Here is a 22,602-nt window from a genome sequence, read left to right on the forward strand (position 1 = left end):
TATAATAGATAGGAATGGAGGTTGTGAAATGTATCAAGCATTATATCGCGCTTATAGACCTAAAAAGTTTTCTGACGTTGCGGGCCAAAGTCATGTGACGACTTCTTTACGTAATACAATAATCAACAATAAACTTAGTCACGCTTATTTATTTAATGGTCCCAGAGGTACCGGAAAAACTTCCATGGCTAAATTATTTGCTAAAGCATTAAGCTGTGAACATCCGATTAATGGGGAGCCATGTTGCGAATGTCCGGCTTGTTTGGCAATTGAACAAACACAAGTACAAGATATTATTGAAATTGATGCTGCAAGTAATAATGGTGTTGATGAAATTAGACAACTAAGAGATGCAGTAAAATACGCACCAACACAACTGAAATATAAAGTTTATATTATTGATGAGGTTCATATGCTCTCTATCGGAGCATTTAATGCGCTTTTAAAGACATTGGAAGAGCCACCAGCACATATCATATTTATTTTGGCAACAACTGAGGTTCATAAAATTCCGGCTACAGTCATATCAAGATGCCAACGATATGATTTTCATAGAATTTCAGAAAAAGATATAGCTAAAAGAATCAGCTATGTATCGGAACAGGAAGAAATAAATATTAGTGATGATGCCATTGGTTTGATTGCTAAATTGGCTGATGGAGCACTCAGAGATGCTTTGGGGTTATTGGATCAAGTCAATGCTTATACAACTGATAAGATTGATGTTGAAGATATATATCAAGTAGCGGGAATTGTTCCAAAAGAAATGATTGTTAATTGCTTAAAGTACTTAATGACCAATAATAAAGAGCTGCTAACTTATTTCGACTATGTATTTGATCATGGTAAAAATATTAATTTATTTCTTCAAGAAATCATAGAGTTCTTGCGGGATATATTAATAGCAAAAATTAATAATGAAGTTATTGAAGGGGCTGAAGAAATTATTCCATTGTTGAATAATGAAGTTATTTATCAGCTCATTCAGATACTGAATGATTGTTTGAATGATGTAAAGTATGCACGATTACCTAAAATAACAATCCAAGTTGCGTTGTTAAAATGTGCAAATTTGTTTATTAATACAAAATATGATATTGAGGTTAATGCAGCCCCAACGGCTCAAAATGAGTTAGAAGAACAATATACAATACCATATTTAAATGACGGAATTATTTCCCAGGAAATAATTGCAGAAGAAAATGAACCAATTATTCATGATTATAACGATAATAATAGTGTTGTGGAAATAGAACATTCTGAAGTTGATTTTCTAGTTGAAGATGACACTGATAACAATGTTCAAGGAATTTCGGATTTACAAGCGAGTGATTCGGATGAAGAAACCTTAAGTAATATTGTGAGTGATAAAAGTAACAAGAATGAGGTAAGTGTGGCATCTGATTGGGCTATTGATGATGAACAACAGGATGCTGATGAGTATACTGGTGGAAGTCAAGATGATCTGGTTGTAGTAGATGAAGAAGAAAATGAACCTCAGGAATTTTCGCAAACTCTATTTGCAACTAATTCAGAACCAGCAGTTAGCTCAGAAGAACAATTAGATGATTCGAAAGCTGAACCCGAAAATATACTAACAATGGAACCCATTACTGAGAATCAGGAATTTATTGTGGAAGTTAATGATGAAATGCCGACCGAATTAATTAATGATACTGCTGATTCGATGATGGTGGATAATGCTTCTCGTGATTACATAGAACAAGAGAACGATTCAGAAGTATTAGTTGCGGATGATGAGCAATTTGAAGTTGAAGATTTATCAATAAACACTTTGCCTACTGAAGAAATTAATGTTGAACTTGAAAATAAAGAAGCAGCCAATGAAGAACAATCTATTGAGTATTATAGAAGTGAAAATGATATCAAAGATGTTCTGGGTGCAGATACAACGATTGAAGAGGCAATGGAATATCAAGAGGTTATTGAATCAGTGGAACAAGAGCAAGTTGATATTGTCTTTGATTTTCAAGGAGCACAAGAGCAAAAAGAGACTCGTGGCATGATTCCAAAATATATGGAAATGATTTATAGCGGCAATGATGAGGATGAAGCTGAGTTCCAAAATTATATTGGTAAACATTTACAAAAGATTATGGCAGAAGTAGCTTTGCAACCTGAAGTTAGTAAATTGGAACTATTTAAGAGAAAATGGCAAGTGATTGAAAAGGATGCGCTTAATCCAATTAAAAGTATGCTTGCAGATACAGAACCAAAAATTGCAACAAATTCAGAAGTTGTAGTTTCATCATATAATAAGGCGTTGGTTGGTCAATTGAGATCACGTCCGAGTCAACAACGAGTTTTGGATTCAGTGAAAGATATTGTAGGAGAGAACTATAATGTTATTGTTATTGATGAAGCTACATGGATGAAGCAAAGAGAAGTCTTTGCTCAAAAGTGGAAACGTCAGGAAGTAAATCAAGAACAAGTTGATGTTTTATCAAAAGAAATTGAATATGTTGAAAATGACTATGATCCGGATTATGTTATTGAGGGGCAGATTTCATTACTAGATGAATCAGAAGATAGTATAGTAAGCGATGCTCGTGCACTTTTCGGTGATGATATTGTTGAAGTAAAATAGAAGGAGAATGATTTATGGCTGGATATGGCAAAATGATGCAACAAATGGCAAAAATGCAAAGAGATATGGAAAAGAAACAAGCAGAATTGGATGCAACTGAGTTTGTTGGAACTGCTGGCGGAAGTGCGGTAGAGATAACCGTGAATGGGAAAAGAGAAGTTCTTAATCTTAGTATTATGGATGAACTTGTTGATGTAGAAGAGAAAGAAGAGTTAATTGATATGCTTAAGATAGCAATTAATGACGCATTGAATAAAGTTGAAGTTGAGACTGATAAGGCAATGAGCAAGTTTTCAGGCGGAGCAAATATACCTGGATTATTCTAGGAGTTAGGTGAATATAAATGAACTATCCAATACAAATTACAAATCTTATTGAAAGTTTTCAAAAACTCCCTGGAGTTGGTCCGAAGACAGCAGAGCGTTTAGCGCTCTATGTCGTTACTAATATGCAAGAAGATGATGCATTACTTATGAGTAAAGCATTGATTGCTGCAAAACGTGAATTAATGTTCTGCGATGTTTGCGGTTATGTTACTGATGTTTCACCATGCTCAATTTGCACAGATACAAATAGAGATAGAACGATTTTGTGTGTGGTGGAAGAGTCGCGTGATGTTATGGCAATGGAACGTATGGGACAATATCATGGCTTGTACCATGTTTTAGGAGGGGCATTATCTCCAATTGATGGTATTGGTCCTGAAGATTTATTGTTAACTGAACTGATTCAGAGACTAAAAGATGAACCGGACATTTCAGAAATAATTATTGCTACAAACCCTAATATGGAAGGCGAGACTACGGCGCAATATATCAGACGTTTATTAGAGACAACCGATATTCGATTATCGAGAATTGCCCATGGATTGCCGGTTGGCGGTGACCTTGAGTATGTTGACGAAGCAACTTTGCTAAAGGCCATTGAAGGTCGACGTGAAATGAAATAATAAAAAACTGCTAAATTGAAGAATTTTTGCCAATAATTGTGCAATGGAAATTCATTAGTATTTATGAAACTTATTCAAACTGACTTATACATAGTCAGTTTTTGTTTCAAATTGTTCCAAGAAATATGTTATAATAACAAATATATATGAGTAATGGCGGTAGAGTAATGCAAGGATTATTTATTACATTTGAAGGTGGCGAAGGCAGCGGTAAAACGACAGTTTTACCGCTTGTAGCTGAGCACTTTATAAATCTTGGCTTTGATGTTCTAATAACTAGAGAACCAGGTGGCACACCAATCGCGGAGGAAATTCGCGAGATAATTTTAGACAGAAAAAATACTGCTATGGATCCACATACGGAAGCATTGTTGTATGCTGCGGCAAGAGCGCAGCATATACAAGAGAAGATTAAGCCAGCACTTGCTGCTGGAAAGCTTGTTTTGTGTGATCGTTTTGTAGATAGCTCAATTGTATATCAGGCGCAAGCGCGTAATCTCGATGTGGAGGCGGTTTGGCAATTTAATCAATTTGCTATTGATAATACAATGCCGGATATAACATTGTTTTTTGATATTGAGCCGGAGCTTGGCTTTGCCAGAATTAATAAGGATAATAGTCGCGAAGTAAATAGACTTGATCTTGAAACGTTAGAGTTTCATGAGCAAGTGTATAAAAATTATCTCAACCTTGCTGATAAAGACAGTGACCGGATACAAATAGTTGATGCTCGTCTAGATATTCAAAATGTTACGCAGCAGTGTATTGATTTTATTAATGAAAAAACAAAACTATTAGGAAAAGAGCGATAATTTATGGATATGTTCGATGAACTCTATAAATATCAGCCAATTGCCACAAAGATTGTGCAAAATGCATATCGTCAGAAGCGGGTTGCTCATGCATTTGCAATCAGTGGTGCTGAAGAAACGCAGCTTCATTTGTTTGCGAATTGGTTTATGGCGGTTTTTTCTTGTGAAAATAATGATGACGGATTTCCATGTGGGGAATGTGTTCATTGTAAGCAAATTTTAAAAGATGAGTATATTGGTACTTATATTATTGAACCGGATGGAGCTACTATAAAGAAAGAACAAATTGTTGATATGCAAAAGCAATTTACAACATACGGTTTGACACAGGGCGCAAGGTTTTATGTGATTAATCAGGCGCATACAATGACGATTTCAGCTGCAAATAGTTTGTTGAAGTTTTTGGAAGAGCCAACAAGTAATGTTTACGCACTTTTGGTTACTAAGAGTCCGGATATGATGCCAATTACAATTCAGTCACGAGTGCAGCAGTTGCAGCTTAATATCATGGGTCGAGAATTGATTATCAAAAAATTAGTTAATGATGGTCACAGCGAGAGATTAGCAACAATTGCGTATGAGCTTGGGTATGAAGAATTAAATGAAGAAGCTGCAGCGCAGCTTGCTTCATTGACGGAAGCTGCATTGATATACTTAGGAAATATTGATGTTGCCCAAATAAATCCGTTGGTGGCGCAGATGGATTTAGAAGCACAAGTGAAAAATAAAAGCCAGGCAGATAACTTTTTCACAATTTTACTTATTTTATTAAATGATATTTTAGATGTAAAAAGCGGTAAAAAGGAAACGACTTTATTCGGCATCGATGATATTGAGAAAAAAAACACAATAAAGACAATTGCTGAAAAAATGGATACAATAATAACAGCACAGAAATATCTGCATGCCAATGTAAGCAGTAATCTGGCACTAAGTTTAATTTCACTGCGTTGGAATGCGCAGAAGGAGGGCGAATAAAATGGTAGAGGTTGTCGGTATTCGATTTAAAACAACCGGAAAAGTATACTATTTTGACCCAAATAAATTGTCAATTGAACAAGAGATGCATGTTATTGCGGATACTTCGCGAGGATTAGAGTGTGGTCAAGTTGTTCAGTCAATAAAAAAGGTTAATAAGGATGAGGTTGTTTTACCACTGAAAAAAGTGGTAAGAATTGCAACCGAAAAGGATCATAAGAAAATTGTTGAAAATCAAAAGGCTGCTGATAAAGCAATCCCGAAATGTACTGAGCTGATTCGTAAGAATAAGCTGGATATGCAATTGCTTGATGCTGAGTATACGCATGATCGTGAGCGATTATTGTTTAGTTATACTGCCGGTGAGCGAGTTGATTTTCGTCAATTGCTTAAAGATTTGGCAGGAGAATTCAAGACACGGATTGAATTACGCCAAGTTGGGGTTCGTGACAAAGCTAGAATTGTTGGCGGATTAGGCCCATGTGGTTATGCATTATGTTGTTCTACATTTTCAGGTGATTTTGACGGGATAAGCATTAAGATGGCTAAAAATCAAAATCTATCGCTAAATCCAATTAAAATTTCTGGATTGTGTGGTCGTTTATTATGTTGTTTGCAATACGAAAATGAAGTGTATGTTGAGTTAAATAAAATGCTTCCTGATGTTGGTTCTTTTGTTAAGACTGATGAGGGTGAAGGCAGAATTCAATATATTAATGTATTGAAGCAACTGTTAACAGTTGTTATAAAAAATGATGATACAACGATTATTCGTGAATATCATTTGGATGATGTTGAAGTATTGAAACATCGTAAAAAGAAATAATAAGGAGTTTTTTCATGTTAAAGCAGAATGAAGTGTTAAATGATCTGCTCGGCTTTGAAGGAATGAAGATAATTCAGCGTAAGGATATGCTGAATTTTTCTTTAGACAGCGTTTTATTAGCAAACTTTGTGACACTGAATACCGGTATTAAAACTATTTTTGATATTGGAACCGGCAATGCGCCGGTTCCGCTCTTTCTCTCCCAAAAAACGAAAGCAAAGATTTATGGGATTGAAATTCAGGAGGAGTCTGTTGATCTTGCCCGGCGCTCAGTAGCCATTAATCATCTTGAGGAACAAATTGAGATATGTCACTTTGATGTGAATGAGGTGGGTAATTTTTTTCCTCATAGTATTGCTGATGTTGTTGTGAGTAATCCGCCCTTTTTTAAGTTTTCGGAATCGGCGATTATTAACCAGAATGATGCATTAACAGTTGCTCGCCATGAGGTACGATTGAATTTAGAACAACTTGTTAAGCAGGCAGCTTTTTTGCTAAAGAATAATGGCTATTTTGCAATGGTTCATAGGCCAGATCGGCTTATTGAAATTATTGAAGTGTTACAGAAATATCGCTTAGAACCTAAACGGATTCAGTTTATTTATCCAAAAGTTGGTCGCGATGCCCACATGTTGTTAATTGAGGCAAGGTTTAATGGAAATGTCGGGGTAAAAGTGTTGCCGCCGATTTATGCTCATAATGAAGATGGCAGCTATTCGGATTATGTTGTGAAGTGTTTTGGAAAAGAGATGCAGGAATAGCCTGAATTTTGTATAATGGGATTAGGTATAACAGGAGGTAATGATTATGGGACTGTTTGATTCATATAAAGTAAAAAATATGGAATTGAAGAATCGTTTTGTGATGGCGCCGATGTGTATTGATGCAGCTATTGATGGGTTTGCTAATGCAACTCATTTTGTTCATTATGGTGCGCGGGCGCAAGGCGGTGTTGGCTTGATTATCTTGGAAGCTACGGCGGTTGCGCAAAATAGTCGGATTACCGAGTATGATTTGGGTATTTGGGATGATAAATTTATTGATGGGTTGAAGCAGATTGTTGATTATGTGCATTCTTTAGGGGCGAAAATTGGTATTCAATTAGCCCATGCAGGTCGCAAGGCCGAATTGCCAGGTGAGACAATTGTTTCTGCCGGAAGCGTTGCTTTCAGTGAGCGATACCAAGCACCACATGAGTTGACGATTGAAGAAATTCATCAGATTACTGAACAGTTTGCTCAGGCAGCGTTGCGGGCGAAGAAAGCTGGTTTTGATGTGATTGAGATTCATGCTGCGCATGGATATTTGATTAATCAATTTTTATCACCATTGACGAATGAGCGGGAAGATGTTTATGGCAGTACTTTGGAGAATCGTGGTCGGTTTTTAGCTGAGATTGTCCAGGCAGTTCGCCGGGTGTGGACTTATGAGTATCCGCTTTTTGTAAGATTTTCTGCTAAAGAATTTGATATCCAGGGGAATACTGCTAAGGAAATTGCCCATTATACCAATATGATTATTGAGCATATTGATATGACTCATATTTCAAGTGGCGGTGTTATTAATCGTAAGCCGGATAAGGTATTTCCCGGTTATCAATTGAATGATGCGGTGACGGTTCAGCATTTAACCGGTAAGCCGGCAATTGCTGTAGGCATGTTAGACTCAGCAGATTTGGCGCTCTATGCTCATGAAGAGTTGGAGATTGAGTTGATTGCCCTTGGCCGCGGTTTATTGTTGAATCCGAATCTGGTTTTTGAACTGGCTGGCGAAATGGATGCTGATATTGAATATCCTTACCCGTATGGTCGGGCTCGCAAATAAAGGAGTTATTTATGCAACGACAAAAGAGTTTTGCTACTGAAAGTGCTACGTTGTACTTGGTAGGTACCCCAATTGGAAATTTAGAAGATATAACGATGCGCGCAGTTCGAACTTTAAAAGAAGTTGATTGGATTGCAGCTGAGGATACGCGTGTGAGCCGTCATTTATGTAATCATTATGATATTGAGACGCCAATTTTTAGTATGCATGAGCATAATGAATTTGACCGTATTGATTATGTTATTGAGTTGTTAAGTGCAGGCAACTCAGTTGCAGTTATTAGTGATGCCGGATTGCCATGTATTTCTGATCCGGGGGCGCGATTGGTTCATCATGTTACTGAAGCGGGATTTGCGGTGGTGCCGATTCCTGGTGCTAATGCCGGGTTGTCGGCATTGATGGCGAGTGGACTCGAGGCATTAATGCCCTTTGTGTTTTACGGATTTTTAGAACATAAGAAGCCAGCTAAGTTAAAGCAGTTACAAGGATTACAACAAGTATCCGAGACGTTGATTTTTTATGAGTCACCGCACCGGATCAAGGCTAGTCTTGAGTTGATGCTTGAAATTTTTGGTGATCGCCAGATTGTGCTTGCGCGGGAATTGACGAAGAAGTTTGAGGAGTTTATACGAGGAACCCTCAGCGAAGTAATCAAAGTTGCTGATGATTTAAAGGGTGAGATGGTTATTATTGTCTCTGGGTACGTGGCGGAAACGGTTGATTATTCGATGATTTCTGCTGTTGATCATGTTCAGCAATTGGTTGATAGCGGAATGAAGGAGAAAGATGCAATTAAGGCAGCTGCAAAGGAACGCGGTGTTGCTAAAGATGTTGTTTATAAGGAATGGCATAATATTTGAAAAGGATTCCCCGCCGCGGGAGTCCTTTTCTTAGCTTCTCAAAAAAGAAAAGCATTTGGGTTACCGTTTTCAATTTTCAGCAGTATAATGAAAGTATAAAGAAGGAAGGTGATTCCAATGGGCTACGAAGACAGGCGACGCAACCTTTCAAAAATGGCTTACAAAGTGACCCAAGAGAACGCCACTGAACCACCTTTTGATAATGAGTATTGGAATTCATTTGACGAAGGAATTTATGTAGACGTTGTGTCCGGAAAACCTTTATTTAGTTCGCTAGATAAGTTTGACTCTGGTTGTGGATGGCCGGCATTCAGTCATCCTATCAAGGAATCAGAAGTTGAAGAAAAAATGGACTTGAGCCACAATATGGTAAGAGTAGAGGTGCGTAGTACTGATGCTGACTCACATTTAGGGCACGTGTTTGAGGACGGTCCCGAAGAGTTAGGAGGGTTGAGATATTGTATAAACTCAGCAGCCCTTCGTTTTATCCCAAAGGATAAATTAGTCGAAGAGGGATATGGCGACTGGCTAAAATTATTTGAAAATAAAACTGAATAAGATACAGTTAAACCTTAAAAGACAGTATTTGTGAATGCTACAAATATTGTCTTTTTCCTTTTCAATGAAAACATTTTTTTGTTAAAGCAGAGTATTTGAAAATGCTTGAAATCAAAGGAAGTTTAGTAAAAATTGGGAGGGAGCGTATCTAAACATACGTGAGTGAGCAATTTTTGCTGATTTTCAAAGATTGCGGGCGTTTATCAATGCTCTGATATTGTCTTTTTCCTTTGGCTGAACTATACTTATTACAAAGGAGTGGTGTAAATGCCAATTGCAACTATTAAGATTTTAGAAGGACGGACTGAAGAACAGAAGCGAGCATTGGTGGCTGAGGTTACTGGTGCGATACATCGTACTATCGGTGCACCAGTTGAAAATATTACCGTTATTATTGAAGATATGCCAAAGACAAACTATGCAGTAGCAGGAATTTTGGCGAGTGATAAGAAACCTTTGTAGGAAAGTAAAAAAAGTCGAAGCAACATACCTTGCTTCGGCTTTTAAATTTTATCTGAATTATTTTACGATTTGAAAATCATCAAGTTTCCATGAATTATCAAATGCTGGTTTGGTTGGTCCATAAATGCGGAAATAAACAAACCAATCTTTGCCCGGTACGGTTTGTATCCACGGTGCATTATCTACTGTCGGTTTGTCTGGTCCGAAGTAAAGCGTAATATTACCGTCTTTATCCGGAGTAAATGTTTGGCGAAGTGTACCCAGAACTGGTATTTGTTCACCGTTTACTAGCTCAGAACGAGTATCAATATCATAGGCGGTTATTGACCAGAATAGTTGAGCGGGAACTGGTGTGGGAACACTTAATGTGTAGTTTTTACCACCGTCGAGGAAATTGTTATCGGCATCATTGATTCCCAGCCAGTATAATGATCCGCTGCCTTCTTTGCGGACAAACATTTTTGGTGTTTCAAGTGTTGCTTGATAGAACCACCGTTCGCGAACACTTAGATTTAAGTATTGATCCATGTAATAACCATTATCGCCGCCAAATGATACCCATTCCCATTTTCGGTCATTCCATACAATCCGGTCAGCATCGTCAATCGCAAAGGCGTTAATTGCCATTTGTTCATTGGCTTCAACAGCTGCTTCGGATAAAATTGCTTTCATTTCATCACTTGGATTGAACGGGATATCTTTTTGGATACCAATATCTGCAAGTAATCCATACATTTGATAATAATCTTTGTCCAGTACATCAGTATCGAGCGCGCGTTTTAACTCCAGCCAGTATTGGAATTGGCCATCAACCAGTGAAGGTGATGCCTCAGCGGTTTTGTGTGAGTAATCTTGGAAAGTATTTGCTTTAGGTTGAGCAGCATCGCTTAATGGATAAAGTTTTGTAGTTTCCATAAGTTTAAATGCTGAGGCAAGATCATTGGTACTCATGACTGCCCGCAAACAGATGAGAAATCGATATGTTTGTAGTTGCCGAACAATATATCCATCAGGAATGTCACCTGTGTATTCTGGTGGTAAGAATAGATACTTAGCACCTTTACCTTGTTCTTCACCGACTAATCCAAGGTCAGTAACATATTTAAAGTTAGCGTCATCAATAACGCCCATAAGTGGACCTTTGGGGACTTCAATAACAACTGGTCCATTTGAAGTATCACCAACCCCCAAACCATATGGGGTATCAGAATTTTGGGTTAATGCATTAATTTTTGGTGTGGTGAGTTGAACTAGGAAGCCTGAGTTTGCATGAGCACCATATTGTTCTAAGGCATCAAAGTTAGTTAGCATCGACACAGTCGGATAAAAGAATTTATATGCTTCAACTGCTCGATTTTTTAACGCAGCTCGGCGAATACGAATAATTTCTTGTTTACTAGGTAATGTTTTCATATTTATTACACCTTCCTTTCTTTAAGTTTAACACGAATTATTATTTCACGATGTTGCTATGCTTAGTTTTTAACTGGGTGAAAACTTGATGATTTAAGTGGTTTATTCGTGGGATAAACCACTTAAATTAAAGGGAAATTATTAAAACAAAGAAGAACGGGAATTGAACTATTGAATTTTAATTCCTCTTTCATTTTAAAAATAAATGTGATACAGTAAAAGGGAAATTGATTTGGGGGCAGTGATAAGTAGTGCAAAAGATACTTTTTTTAGACGATGATGAAAAGTTCCAAAATGTAGTCGCCGAGGTATTAAGGCTGGAGCATTATGAGGTTGATTTAGCTTCGAATGCTGCAGATGGCTTGGATTTGTTTAAGAAAAATACGTATGATTTGATTATTAGTGACATTAAGATGGATGAAATTGATGGCTTGCAATTTTTACAGATTATTCGCAAGTTGGATGAGCAGGCTAAAGTAATCTTATTAACAGGCTCGCAGGCAGAAGAGGACGAGCTGCGGGGATTGGAATTACATGTTAATGATTTTATCAAGAAGCCGGTGACAATAAGAATTTTGCTTACGCGGATTGATCGAGTGCTGAATAAGAATAAATTTGCTAGGCAGATACATGTTTTGGAGAGTGCTAGTCAGTCCATTAAAGTGGATACAAAAGCAAAAAAGGTTTATAAAAATGGTGAATTAGCTGAGCTAACAATGTTGGAGTATGATTTGTTAGTGTATTTTTTGCGTAATAAAAATATAGCATTGTCACGACAGCAAATGATTAAGGATGTTTGGCGAATTGCTGATTTTACAATGGAGCCTCGCAGTGTGGATACCCATATTAAGAACTTGCGTGCTAAGTTGTCCATTTCCTGTATTTATTCGATTAGGGGTGTAGGCTATGAGTGGTCAGAATAACACGGGAACTTTTTTACAACGCCATTGGCGTAAACTTTTTTATACCGGTGGCGGAATTTATTTGCTTCTGGTAATTGCCATGGGGACTTTAGTTTTAAATGTTCCAGCAATCTATAATCAAGCAGAAAAAGAACATGTAACCGGAATTCAAACAGAAGTTCAGTCAATTCTTAATCAGACTACTGGTGAGGAAATGGTTAATCAACTTACAGTAGCAACTAGTAGTGATGAATTTGACCTAGTGATAAAGCAAGACGGGAAAATTGTATTTAATTCAGTTAATGAAACCAATTTTTCGGAACTGCGTGATAGTGTTAAAGAAGGCTATACAAGTTATCATAGTGCTTTTGAATATACAGCAAACAATAATCAGCATTATCAAATATGGATTGCAATTTACCGTTTACCGGCACAAGATTTCTTTGAACTCTTGATGGCGGTGCTTCTTGCCGGGGTTGCAACTCTTACAGTAATAATGACTTTCTTGGTATTTATGTTGTATCGCCGACTTATTTTACCGATTCGCCAGTTGCAACAAAATATTTTAAATTTAAGAGAGTACCGGTTTTCAGAATTAGAAGCCAGCAGAAACAGTAGCTATAACGAGTTATCAACTGAACTTACTGAGTTTAGTGAAGACTTACAAGATAAGATGCATACTTTTGACTCAAATTATACACGCCTTGAGCGTGAGTTGCAGGTTGAACAAGAAAAAACCGTGTATCAACAGCAACTAGCTACAGCGATTGTGCATGATTTAAAAACACCGATAAATGTTGCTATTATTCAAACTGAACAGTTGCAGCAAAAGTTGCCGCCAGAAGTAAGTGAAGATACATTATTTGCAGAACTTTTGGATACGGAACATAAACTTATTGGTGCGGTGAATGAAGTGCTTCAGGTTATGAACAAACCGGGAGATAACAAAGATGAACTACAACTGATTGATGCAGTTGCCATGAGTAAAACAGTGATGAAACTTTTCAATAAGTTATTTGAGAAGCAACAAATTTTGGCAAGTTTAGATGTTCCGAGTAAGTTGATGGTTACTTTCAGGCCAATTGAATTGAAGCAAATACTCCATAATATTATTTCTAACGCTTGTCACTATACTGATATGGGCGGAGAGTTTGAGTTATCACTTGATCAAGAGAATGAACTATTTGTTATTCGAGCATATAATGATAAGGCAGATGTTTCAAATATTGATTTTGCTCATGTATTTGATTTATTCTACCAAGTCGGTGAAGATGATGATGGTCATGGCAGCGGCGTTGGGATGTATACAATCCGGAGTATGGTTGAAGCTTATCATGGAACTTGTTCGTTTGAACCATTTGAAAATGGTGTGTTGCTTACGATAAAATTACCGACAAGCGGAGGTAATGGCGATGCGTAAGTTGAGAAGAAGTGTTGCGGCCGTATTAATGTTGCTCTTTTTAGCGGGAGCAACATCAATACCAGCTTTTGCTATAGAACCGAATGTTTATGACTCCAAGGATGAAGCAGCTGCTGCTGAGACTAAGGTCTTGGAGGAGAGCGGCAGTCGTCCGGGAACATATCCAGTTACAGTTTCTTATCATGAGGATGGGAAAACGATTAGTGCGGTAGCATATGTTACGGTTGAAGGTAAGTATACGGTTATTGTTGAACCAATTGCAATTGATGCTCAGGCAATTCATTTGCGCGTTGACGAAGTCAGTGTGATGACTAATGAGGCGTGGATTGAACGGGCTGATGCGCATGCATGGAATATGCAGACGCTGGCGGAGCTACCGATTGTATCGGTGGATGCAAGTTTGGTTAAGGCTGTTCCCGGACACTATAGTGTTACATTTGCTACAGTTGAGGGAGTTAGTACAACGGTGCCAGTGCTTGTTAGTCAAGTTGGTGCCAGTGGTGAAAATACGTTGTATGGTGCAAACAATGAAGCGCTGGGGAGTGGTTTCGGTTGGTTTGAAAGTTTTGGTTTTACAGTACTGAAAGTTTTTATTCTGACCATGTTGTTGTTGCCATTAGTTTTATTATTTTTCCAATTTTTCCTTTCTTCAAAACTGATGAAGGAATTAGAAGGAATTACTGATCGGGGGGGGAAATAAAAGATAAAATAATTGAGCCGCAATGCTCAATTATTTTCAATATTCTTGAAAATACAGGTTTTTGATGAATACAGGGGTTTTTCAACTACACAAATGTACACAATCTGACGAGAATTATCGTTGAGTGGTTTTGGGTGAATTCCTATAATGGAGTTGAGAGAGTAAACAAAAATTTTGAAAAAGGGGGAGTTTTATTATGAAAACGAATAAAACTTTTAAGCAATTATTAGCGCTTTTAGGAGCGTTTATACTTGTTTTCAGCGCTATTGATTTGCCGGTTTGGGCAATGAGTGATGAAAACATTTCTTCTGAAAATAGTTCAAAGGAGAATGTAACAGAAGATGTTGCAACTTCGGAAAATGTTGAAGCAACAGAATCTGAGATTCTAAATAATACTACTGCACAGAAATCATTATTGCGTGCCGGGGAAACTATTGCGTCTTTGGATGGAGTAAGTATGGGTGGCGATAGTGATAGTATTTCGGTAGAAACTTGGACCTCAGGTTTATATTCAAAAACATTAGATATCAATGCTACTTTTGATGGTAGTGTATCAACAACTAATCGTCAGATTTCAATTAGTCTGGTGAACGGATTAGCGTTTGATACTATTCCCGGAATGGTTGCCGTTGATACTAATAAGAATAACTGGAAATTCGATGCCAGTACCTTACCAAAGAATCTTCAGGGAATTATTGTTGGTGCAACTTATACGCCAAGTCCGCAACTCTACTGGTGGTCGCCGCGAAGTGGGACATTAGTTTATGAGATTGCTGCCGGAACAACTTCAGTAAATATGTCAGCAGCCATTATCAGTGATATGGTATTCAATATGACTGATGTTAGCAGAACGTTGACGGATGCGATAAAAGTTCAAACCTTGGAAAACGGTGTACAAACTGCAGAGAATGTTTTGGAAAGCTATATCTTAAATGGGACCGCCAATCCTTCATTATATATAAATAGTGGTGGTAATGTTATTCGCTATTTAAAACCTGGGGAAAGCAGCACAATTGATAATAGTTTGACAGTTCAATTACCAGGATTACCATTACAGAATAATGCGATGTTAACTGAAGAAATTACGTATGTCTTTAGAATGAATAAGAATGCCGGTTTCCAAACCTTTACTTTTGCCGGAATTGATGGTGCTGATTGTACGACTACTGTTGATCGTACCAGTGATCCGGTTTATGACATTATCACTTTGACAATGTTACGTCCAAAGAATTTTGCCGGAAATAAAATCATATCTAATTATACGGTCCCAGCTGGTGCAGTGAATGGTTCATACAGATTGGAATTCGTCAGTTCAAAAACTAAATTAATTGGTGCAAGTGATTATGTTAAAACAACTAATTTTGCAAAGGTTTTTGCTGATGCTACAATGCCTTTAGTAGTTGTGGATGATACGGTAGGTCACTTAACGGTTGATACCGTAAGAGAACCATATTATGCATATAATCCGGTTTTAGATAGTGCAACACTAACGCCGTTAGGGGCATTTGATGTATTTAACCCAACAGCAGATGTTGCGGCTGATCAAAAAATGCAGTTAACTTTTGATGATACCAATATTGGTGTCAAAATGGTGCAATTAGTAACTGGTCGTGGCGATGCTGCTACAAATATTGTTATTACAACTAATAAAGGGAATACAATTAATATTCCTTCGGTTGCAACAACAGCTAATAATGAAAAAGTGGTTGGTTTTGTAAGAATTAATCTTGCTGACTATGGTGTTACTGACGCAACTGAATATATATCATCACTTACTTATGATATGGGTGATATTGGCAAAGGTGGCGGTCGTAATAACTCTGGTCATGCATCGTTTGTTGGTAGCAGCGACACTTTGAGCGGAAGCTATATTCCACCAGTAGTTTATTACGGAGAAGTTTTGACTATTCCAGCATCAAAGCAGTATAGTGCTAAAATTGCGGTTACTACAACAGATAAAGAATTCAGTGATGCAGACACAGCTAAAGCAACCAATACAATGACAATTATTGATGCAAAAGCAATGACCTTTATTACTAAGAGCTCAATTACGAATGATAACCCGGCATTAAGTGGCGGAGATACTCGCAGAGTAACATTTTCTTTCTTGCAATCAGCATACAAATATCTGAATACTGTATCTTCCGCTAACAAAGGGTTTGAAGTATATATCCGTGAGGATCAATATTTTAGTATCAATAAAGATACGATTAGTGCAAATTGGGAAGGGAATACTTACAGTGTCGCTGCCGGAACATTAGTAGCTACGCAGACAGTTGATAATACCGGCGCAAAAGTTTACAAACTTTCATTTCCAGATGTAATTCTCGGTGCCTATAAATTATCTGGTTCAACATATGACCAATTAAATATTTCATATGATTTAAAAGTGAAGCCTAATGCACCAACAACTAGTTTTGCTACTAAAGATTTGATTCAGATTTTACCAACGAACGGTATTGGTGTATCAACTAGTAATGGTGGTAATGCACCTTATAATAATCCTAATATTTTTAATGTTGACAGCAGTGGCAGTGTTACAAAATATGTAGGAACTCCTGACAATCGCATTGCGCTGCGTTTGCAAGCACAAAAAGATTTTGTAGTGACTACTGCAGCTAATCTAAATGGCGGGCCATGGGTGAGTTATGATTTTGAAACTGATTCAGAAGTTATTAACTTAAATCCAAGTGGCGAAGCCCGTTATAAGTTGAATGTAGTGAATAATTCCGGAGAGGCAATTGAAGGCTATACGGCTTTAGTGCCAATTCCTAAATACGGGGAATCGACGGGCTTGCAGCCGACGAATCCCGCGGACTTTAAAAATGATGAGCATTTGCAGAAAGAAAACTTTGGCTGGACGGCATCGTTATTAGAGCAGATTGATACTTCGGGAAGTAAGTTGAGCTATCAAGTGTTGTATGCAACGACTTATGAGACTGAAAAAGATTCGCCAAACTTTGTGGCATGGGATGCAATTACTGATAAGAATGAGATTCGGATGGTAAAAATCGTGACTACGGATTCAATTGCTGATGGTGTTGATGATGAGATTAGTTTTCCATTGGCGTTGACTGACCCGTTAGCTGATGCACATGCAGGGAATATCAATATTTATTCAGCGCGTATCCACCGTGTTGTTGGTGGAACATCGGGTTATAAACCAAGTGAACCAGTAGCATTGCGTTTAAAAACCGGTGCGGTAAAAGGGATTGTGTTTGATGATACCAACCGTAATGGACTTCAAGATGGCAGCGAAACCGGACGTAATGGTATTGCTGTACGTGTTTATGAAAAAGGAACAACGACGCTTATTGATAGTACAACAACAAAAACAATTAATGGTGTTGATGGTTCATATGAGTTCTTGGGACTGGATAAGGATCAAGAAGTAGATATTATCTTTATTAATCCAAATACAAATGACTCAACGCGATTTTCGGCGGTAACTAGTGGTGGTTCTACACCAACTGAAGCGGCTGATCATTTACAGGCAACTACTGCCGGAGTAAAAGCAAGTGCAACAGGTTATGATACCATTCATGCCGGAATTATTACCCCAGTGGCTGTTAATTTCAATGCTCAAGGCGGCAGCACTGCGGCAACAACAGTCAATAGATATCCAGGTGAAACAATTGTCAGTGAGCCAGATGCAGTAAAAACCGGACATACATTTACTGGTTGGTTTACCGCAGCGACAGGTGGTTCAAAAGTAACGTTCCCATATATATCAGGAACAACTGATGTAACTTTACATGCGCAATATACCGCGAATAAATACCTGATTAATTATGATATCGCAACGAATGGTGGCGAAGGAACAGCACCAGCCAGCGAGAATGTTACGTATGATACAACTGCGACGCAACCAGCTAATCCGGTAAAAACCGGCTATACTTTCAGCGGTTGGTATGATGCCGCAAGTGGTGGAAGCTTATGGAATTTTGCAACTAATAAAATGCCAGCAAATGATGTCCAACTCTATGCACAATTTACGATTAATAATTATACGTTAACATTGGATAATGAAGGTGTAACAACGAATCAAACTGTAGAATATAATGCATTAGCAACTGAGCCAACTGAACCAACAAAAACCGGATTTACTTTTGATGGTTGGTTTGATGCCGTGACTGGTGGTACTGAATGGAACTTTGCGACCGACACAATGCCAGCCGCAAACAAAACATTATATGCTCAATACACACGTAACAACTACACAGTTACCTTCAATGATCAAGGGACAACCACAACAGACAGCGTTGCTTATGAAGCTTTGATTACAGAACCAACAAGTGTACCAACAAAACCTGGTTATACATTCAGTGGTTGGTATGATGCGGCAACTGGCGGAACTAAGTGGGACTTTGCCGCTGACACAATGCCAGCTGCAAACAAAACACTTTATGCTCAGTTCACAGCAGATGATCAAACAATTACCTTTGATGTAAACACTGGTGATGCTAAGACGAGACCAGCTGATGTTGTACAACCGACAGATTCAACATTTGACTTGGATGCAGTAACTGCGCCAAGCAAACCAGGTTATAGTTTTGTTGGCTGGTTTGATGCTTCTGACACCCAACATAGTGGTACCATTACGATGCCGGTTGGCGGTTTGGACTTAATTGCTAAGTGGAGTGCTGATGACCAAGTAATCAGCTTTAATAGTAAAGGCGGAAGCGGTATTGCTTCAATTACAGCTAAAACCGATAGCGATGTTGATTTAGATACACAAGTCACAACTAGACCTGGATATCAATTTGATGGTTGGTTTGATGCAAGTGACAACCAATACAGCGGAATGGTAACAATGCCAGCAGGTGGGTTAGCGTTAGAAGCACATTGGACAGCTTTGGATCAAACAATTACCTTTGATGTCAATGGTGGCGATGTAGCGACACAACCAGCAGATTTAGTACAACCAACAGATTCTACCGTACATCTTGACGCTGTAAATGAGCCAACTTGGTTTGGCCATAAGTTCCTTGGCTGGCAGACCGCAGATGGCACTGCTTACAGTGGTGATATCACGATGCCGGTTGATGGCTTGACACTATACGCTCAATGGCAAGATTTGATTGTTGATGGTGTATGGAAAATTCAAGCTGATGATGTTCGGATTACCGTTGATCAACTCAAAGAATTTATCAAAAACGGAACGTTAGAAGCAGAGATTTTGAGTCGTTCAAATGCTAAAGCTTGGGATGAAAGCGATGGTCGTGACTTAAACCCACTTTATGCTAATATCAATGTGTTAGTCGAAAAATCGGCAGCAGGAACATATCTAGTGACTATTGTTTACTTAGATCCTTCTGGCAACGAACTTTCATCAGTACTGGCAACAGATATTACAGTATATGTTGATGAAGTACCTGTTCCTGAGTTAGCACTTCCGGTTACCGGCGGCAATGAGTTACCAATGACAATTGGTGGTGCGGGATTGATCTTGCTTGCAGGAATAGTTCTTATCAGCAGAAAGAAATCAAGAAAGTAATAAGATAGTGAGAGCATGATTTGCTCTCCTTCTTAAATAGAGTATACTAGGTCATCCCCCCTGCACTTAGTTACTCTATTTAAGACGCTTTTGGGATAAAGTTTAGACCCGGGTCCGCTTATGGCGGCACCCGGGTCTTATTTTCTTATAAAAAATATTGGCACTATTTATTTGAGTAAACTTCAAAAAAAGTTTCAATATGTTTATTTATTTTTTCCTCTATAAATTTGCTCTGAACATTCACTGAGTCAGTTTTAAAAAAGTTTAGGAAGAGTGGTGAATAAAAGTTTGCTGCCATAATATCGGCATCTATTTTAATTAGCTTTCCGTTTTGTATTAATGAGGTAAATAGAATGGTTAGATATTTTAGTGGCATATCAATAAATATCTCATTGAAGAGTTCAGCAGCGCTAAACTGAGCGTATTGTTCTATGAGCAACATTTTTCTAAACTGTACTGCGAGTTCATCATTCAAATAGAAATCGAATAGAGTAATATATTTTTTGGCTAAATTCTGAATATTAATACTGTGCTCGATTTTATTATTAGTTGCTTTTATTGGAAATACATACTCGTTATTTGCTTCTTTCAGTCGTTTAGAAACTTGACTTAGAATTGTATCAAAGATTTCTTGTTTGCCCTTGTAATGGTTGTAAATTGAGCTATCCTTTATACCAACAGCGTTGGCAATATCTTTTACCGAAACGCCATTATAGCCATATTCTGAAAACAGAGCAAGTGATTCTTTCCATATGAGTTCTTTTGTATTTTTGATAATAACCCTCCTTAATTTTTAAAAAAATAAAGATGTAAATTTTAAGTGTTTAGTCGTTTTCTAACTTCTTTTAATAGTCTTTTTGTTTCTGCTTCAGGCAGCCATTTTTGCAGTCTGGAAGCCATAATAATAGGATACCACACTTTAATCTCGTCTATTGTTCGTCCTGAAAGTAAACAATATTCATTTAAATAAGCACGATTCATTATTCTTTGAGGGATAGAGCTTAAATAGCTAATAAATATAGGTACTCTTGGTATAACGGCAAATTCTAGCATAACTGCTGTTCTCGCTACATCAGCTAGAGGATTACCTATACAACAAGTCATCCAATCGATAACTTTCTCGTCATCTCGCTTATACATAATGTTGCCTGGATGAAAATCAAAATGGCAAATCTTATACTCGATAGATTGCTGAGTGATTTTTTGGAGAAGTATCTCTTTTTCGGTTTCATTCAAATATATAGCTTGAGAAATACTAGCAGGCAGAATTGTAGTCATCGCAGGAATTACCTCACCATAATAATCTTTCTGATGGATATTGAAATGTAATCTTGCCATTTTTCTGCCATATTCTTTAATAAGCCATGGCTTTCTTAATGACAATGTAAGTAACGCTGGGGAGGAGACTCTTTCATATATGATTCCCGGTCGATTATCTTCTACAATCATCTCAAATGCTTTAGGTAAGTTTGATATTAATTTAGATAATTCTTGATTGATGGCAAACTCTTTTTCACATGCTTTTGAGTTAAAAGAAGGCCGAAATAGTTTTAAAACTTGGTTATCTGACCATTCAAAAACTTCTGCGGTATTACCTTCTGCGATCATTTTCTTTTTCATAATCCATGAACACCTCCATTGAAATAAGCTTAAACTAGTGTTTACTAGTTTAAGCTTATTTTACTAGTAAACACTAGTTTTGTCAACTTAACTCGATGATAGGTAGTGATTAATTTTAGACCCGGGTCCGCTTATGGCGGCACCAGGGTCTTCATTTTTTGTAAAAGATGATATACTATAGCTATAATAATGGAGGCGGATAAATATGGCGTTACTAGTTGTAGATATTGGTGGTTCGGCAGTGAAGTATGGTGTGTGGGATAAGGAATCATTACATGCTAAGGATGAGTTTCCGACGCCGCCGTTAAGAGCAGATTTTTTTACTAAGATGAAGCAAATATTGGATGAGCTGGGAGAAAAGTATGAAATTGAAGGTTTGGGACTTAGTTGCCCGGGTGAAACCGATGAAAAGACCGGGAAGGTGGCTGGTTGGAGTTTTGTGCCGTTTTTGGCTTTTGGTGAGTTTCAGCAGACTTTTTCTGATGCATTAGACGGGTTGCCGGTTACGATGATGAATGATGCGAATTGTGCCGGGTTAGCCGAAATGCGGTATGGTGTTGGGAGAGGACACGAAAATCCGTTATTCTTGATTATTGGATCGGGAATTGGCTTGGCATTTGTTCGTGATGGTGAGATTGTCGTTGATACTCAGTCGGAAATTTCGTTGCTGGATAAATTGGTTACTACAGCCTTGCAGTTGTTGCATGGAATTAATGTGTCGCCGGTGCAGATGGGAAAAGTTGTTTCAGTGAAAAAATTTCAGCTTCCGGATAGTATTGAAGGTAAGGATGTTTTTGAGTTGGCGAAGCAAGGGGATAAGGTGGCAAAAGAGCAAGTTGATAAAATGTATCAGTCACTGGCAGAAATTATTATTTACCTGCAGACTATTTTTAAACCGGAGTTTTTTGCAATTGGCGGTGGATTGAGCAAGAATAAAGATTTGCTGGAAAATTTGCAGCAGGCAATTACTGATTATTTGGCAGATGAGAATCCATTGTTTCTGATGTTTAGAAAGCAGGTTTTGCAAGAAGATGAAACAATGGCAGCGCCGGAAGTGAAAATTTGTGAGTATAGTAATGATGCTAACTTAATTGGCGCGGCATTGCATTTTTATGATGTGCAGCAGTAAAGTTTTTTGTGGAAAATTTTAAAACCGGGGCGAGGGACAAGTAT

19 protein-coding genes and 1 pseudogene are annotated in these 22,602 nt (G+C 37.8%); 16 read left to right on the plus strand and 4 right to left on the minus strand.

The annotated features are described in order from the left end of the window. Positions 1-28 precede the first annotated feature (28 nt). From dnaX to FEZ08_RS00900, 11 genes are all read left to right on the plus strand, one after another. Entirely contained in the window at positions 29-2,608 is a 2,580-nt protein-coding gene (dnaX, locus tag FEZ08_RS00850; RefSeq protein WP_138189805.1) for a DNA polymerase III subunit gamma/tau, read from the plus strand. 14 nt (positions 2,609-2,622) lie between these two features. Next, complete coding sequence (locus FEZ08_RS00855; protein ID WP_138189806.1) at positions 2,623-2,934, plus strand: YbaB/EbfC family nucleoid-associated protein; 312 nt, start codon at positions 2,623-2,625, stop codon at positions 2,932-2,934. A 17-nt stretch (positions 2,935-2,951) separates the two neighbouring features. After that, entirely contained in the window at positions 2,952-3,557 is a 606-nt protein-coding gene (gene recR, locus FEZ08_RS00860; protein ID WP_138189807.1) for a recombination mediator RecR, read from the plus strand. Positions 3,558-3,724: 167 nt separating this feature from the next. Further along, positions 3,725-4,369 (plus strand): dTMP kinase, encoded by a 645-nt coding sequence (gene tmk, locus FEZ08_RS00865; protein WP_138189808.1) that lies wholly within the window; start codon positions 3,725-3,727, stop codon positions 4,367-4,369. A 3-nt stretch (positions 4,370-4,372) separates the two neighbouring features. Next, positions 4,373-5,347 carry a hypothetical protein gene (locus FEZ08_RS00870; RefSeq protein ID WP_138189809.1) on the plus strand — a complete coding sequence of 325 codons (975 nt, stop codon included), beginning with the start codon at positions 4,373-4,375 and terminating at the stop codon, positions 5,345-5,347. 1 nt (position 5,348) lies between these two features. Then, entirely contained in the window at positions 5,349-6,173 is an 825-nt protein-coding gene (locus FEZ08_RS00875; RefSeq protein WP_138189810.1) for a PSP1 domain-containing protein, read from the plus strand. A gap of 14 nt (positions 6,174-6,187) precedes the next feature. After that, positions 6,188-6,934, plus strand: coding sequence for a tRNA1(Val) (adenine(37)-N6)-methyltransferase (locus FEZ08_RS00880; RefSeq protein ID WP_199287986.1), 747 nt, complete (start codon positions 6,188-6,190; stop codon positions 6,932-6,934). Between the two features lie 46 nt (positions 6,935-6,980). After that, on the plus strand, positions 6,981-7,997 hold the full coding sequence (locus FEZ08_RS00885; protein WP_171014859.1) for an oxidoreductase: 1,017 nt from the start codon (positions 6,981-6,983) through the stop codon (positions 7,995-7,997). Between the two features lie 11 nt (positions 7,998-8,008). Beyond that, positions 8,009-8,857, plus strand: coding sequence for a 16S rRNA (cytidine(1402)-2'-O)-methyltransferase (gene rsmI, locus FEZ08_RS00890; RefSeq protein WP_138189812.1), 849 nt, complete (start codon positions 8,009-8,011; stop codon positions 8,855-8,857). Positions 8,858-8,974: 117 nt separating this feature from the next. Then, positions 8,975-9,415, plus strand: coding sequence for a peptide-methionine (R)-S-oxide reductase MsrB (msrB, locus tag FEZ08_RS00895; RefSeq protein ID WP_138189813.1), 441 nt, complete (start codon positions 8,975-8,977; stop codon positions 9,413-9,415). A 267-nt stretch (positions 9,416-9,682) separates the two neighbouring features. After that, the gene (locus FEZ08_RS00900; protein WP_138189814.1) at positions 9,683-9,877 is read left to right on the plus strand and encodes a 2-hydroxymuconate tautomerase; all 195 of its coding nucleotides are present in this window, start codon (positions 9,683-9,685) and stop codon (positions 9,875-9,877) included. A gap of 57 nt (positions 9,878-9,934) precedes the next feature. Here the strand turns inward: FEZ08_RS00900 and FEZ08_RS00905 are convergent, their stop codons facing one another. Continuing rightward, complete coding sequence (locus FEZ08_RS00905) at positions 9,935-11,290, minus strand: DUF1254 domain-containing protein (RefSeq protein ID WP_138189815.1); 1,356 nt, start codon at positions 11,288-11,290, stop codon at positions 9,935-9,937. 251 nt (positions 11,291-11,541) lie between these two features. Between FEZ08_RS00905 and FEZ08_RS00910 the strand changes: the two genes are divergently transcribed. From FEZ08_RS00910 to FEZ08_RS00925, 4 genes are all read left to right on the plus strand, one after another. Beyond that, positions 11,542-12,213: a response regulator transcription factor gene (locus tag FEZ08_RS00910; protein ID WP_138189816.1), complete on the plus strand. Its 672-nt coding sequence runs from the start codon at positions 11,542-11,544 to the stop codon at positions 12,211-12,213. Continuing rightward, positions 12,197-13,612, plus strand: coding sequence for a sensor histidine kinase (locus FEZ08_RS00915; protein WP_138189817.1), 1,416 nt, complete (start codon positions 12,197-12,199; stop codon positions 13,610-13,612). The genes FEZ08_RS00910 and FEZ08_RS00915 overlap by 17 nt, the downstream gene beginning before the upstream one ends. After that, positions 13,605-14,312 (plus strand): hypothetical protein, encoded by a 708-nt coding sequence (locus FEZ08_RS00920; protein ID WP_138189818.1) that lies wholly within the window; start codon positions 13,605-13,607, stop codon positions 14,310-14,312. Before FEZ08_RS00915 ends, FEZ08_RS00920 begins: the two co-directional genes overlap by 8 nt. 196 nt (positions 14,313-14,508) lie before the next feature. Next, positions 14,509-19,809 carry an InlB B-repeat-containing protein gene (locus tag FEZ08_RS00925; protein WP_138189819.1) on the plus strand — a complete coding sequence of 1,767 codons (5,301 nt, stop codon included), beginning with the start codon at positions 14,509-14,511 and terminating at the stop codon, positions 19,807-19,809. Between the two features lie 163 nt (positions 19,810-19,972). Here FEZ08_RS00925 and FEZ08_RS12355 read toward each other — a convergent pair whose 3' ends face one another. The 3 genes and pseudogenes from FEZ08_RS12355 to FEZ08_RS00935 form a co-directional block, all read right to left on the minus strand. Beyond that, positions 19,973-20,284, minus strand: coding sequence for a hypothetical protein (locus FEZ08_RS12355; RefSeq protein WP_242003449.1), 312 nt, complete (start codon positions 20,282-20,284; stop codon positions 19,973-19,975). Positions 20,285-20,488: 204 nt separating this feature from the next. Next, positions 20,489-20,587, minus strand: a pseudogene (locus tag FEZ08_RS12630) (TetR/AcrR family transcriptional regulator); the annotation flags it as partial. A 38-nt stretch (positions 20,588-20,625) separates the two neighbouring features. Then, the gene (locus FEZ08_RS00935) at positions 20,626-21,429 is read right to left on the minus strand and encodes an aminoglycoside phosphotransferase family protein (RefSeq protein WP_138189820.1); all 804 of its coding nucleotides are present in this window, start codon (positions 21,427-21,429) and stop codon (positions 20,626-20,628) included. Positions 21,430-21,634: 205 nt separating this feature from the next. Between FEZ08_RS00935 and FEZ08_RS00940 the strand changes: the two genes are divergently transcribed. After that, a complete protein-coding gene (locus FEZ08_RS00940) occupies positions 21,635-22,558 on the plus strand; it encodes an ROK family protein (RefSeq protein WP_138189821.1) in 924 nt (307 codons plus the stop codon). Positions 22,559-22,602: the final 44 nt, after the last annotated feature.

This window comes from Culicoidibacter larvae (assembly GCF_005771635.1).
Lineage (GTDB): Bacteria > Bacillota_I > Bacilli_A > Culicoidibacterales > Culicoidibacteraceae > Culicoidibacter > Culicoidibacter larvae.

Excerpts from the sequence above, each read along its gene's own strand:
- dnaX (WP_138189805.1), top strand. The coding sequence starts at position 29 with ATGTATCAAGCATTATATCGCGCTTATAGACCTAAAAAGTTTTCTGAC.
- FEZ08_RS00855 (WP_138189806.1), top strand. The coding sequence starts at position 2,623 with ATGGCTGGATATGGCAAAATGATGCAACAAATGGCAAAAATGCAAAGA.
- recR (WP_138189807.1), top strand. The coding sequence starts at position 2,952 with ATGAACTATCCAATACAAATTACAAATCTTATTGAAAGTTTTCAAAAA.
- tmk (WP_138189808.1), top strand. The coding sequence starts at position 3,725 with ATGCAAGGATTATTTATTACATTTGAAGGTGGCGAAGGCAGCGGTAAA.
- FEZ08_RS00870 (WP_138189809.1), top strand. The coding sequence starts at position 4,373 with ATGGATATGTTCGATGAACTCTATAAATATCAGCCAATTGCCACAAAG.
- FEZ08_RS00875 (WP_138189810.1), top strand. The coding sequence starts at position 5,349 with ATGGTAGAGGTTGTCGGTATTCGATTTAAAACAACCGGAAAAGTATAC.
- FEZ08_RS00880 (WP_199287986.1), top strand. The coding sequence starts at position 6,188 with ATGTTAAAGCAGAATGAAGTGTTAAATGATCTGCTCGGCTTTGAAGGA.
- FEZ08_RS00885 (WP_171014859.1), top strand. The coding sequence starts at position 6,981 with ATGGGACTGTTTGATTCATATAAAGTAAAAAATATGGAATTGAAGAAT.
- rsmI (WP_138189812.1), top strand. The coding sequence starts at position 8,009 with ATGCAACGACAAAAGAGTTTTGCTACTGAAAGTGCTACGTTGTACTTG.
- msrB (WP_138189813.1), top strand. The coding sequence starts at position 8,975 with ATGGGCTACGAAGACAGGCGACGCAACCTTTCAAAAATGGCTTACAAA.
- FEZ08_RS00900 (WP_138189814.1), top strand. The coding sequence starts at position 9,683 with ATGCCAATTGCAACTATTAAGATTTTAGAAGGACGGACTGAAGAACAG.
- FEZ08_RS00905 (WP_138189815.1), bottom strand. The coding sequence starts at position 11,290 with ATGAAAACATTACCTAGTAAACAAGAAATTATTCGTATTCGCCGAGCT.
- FEZ08_RS00915 (WP_138189817.1), top strand. The coding sequence starts at position 12,197 with ATGAGTGGTCAGAATAACACGGGAACTTTTTTACAACGCCATTGGCGT.
- FEZ08_RS00920 (WP_138189818.1), top strand. The coding sequence starts at position 13,605 with ATGCGTAAGTTGAGAAGAAGTGTTGCGGCCGTATTAATGTTGCTCTTT.
- FEZ08_RS00925 (WP_138189819.1), top strand. The coding sequence starts at position 14,509 with ATGAAAACGAATAAAACTTTTAAGCAATTATTAGCGCTTTTAGGAGCG.
- FEZ08_RS00935 (WP_138189820.1), bottom strand. The coding sequence starts at position 21,429 with ATGAAAAAGAAAATGATCGCAGAAGGTAATACCGCAGAAGTTTTTGAA.
- FEZ08_RS00940 (WP_138189821.1), top strand. The coding sequence starts at position 21,635 with ATGGCGTTACTAGTTGTAGATATTGGTGGTTCGGCAGTGAAGTATGGT.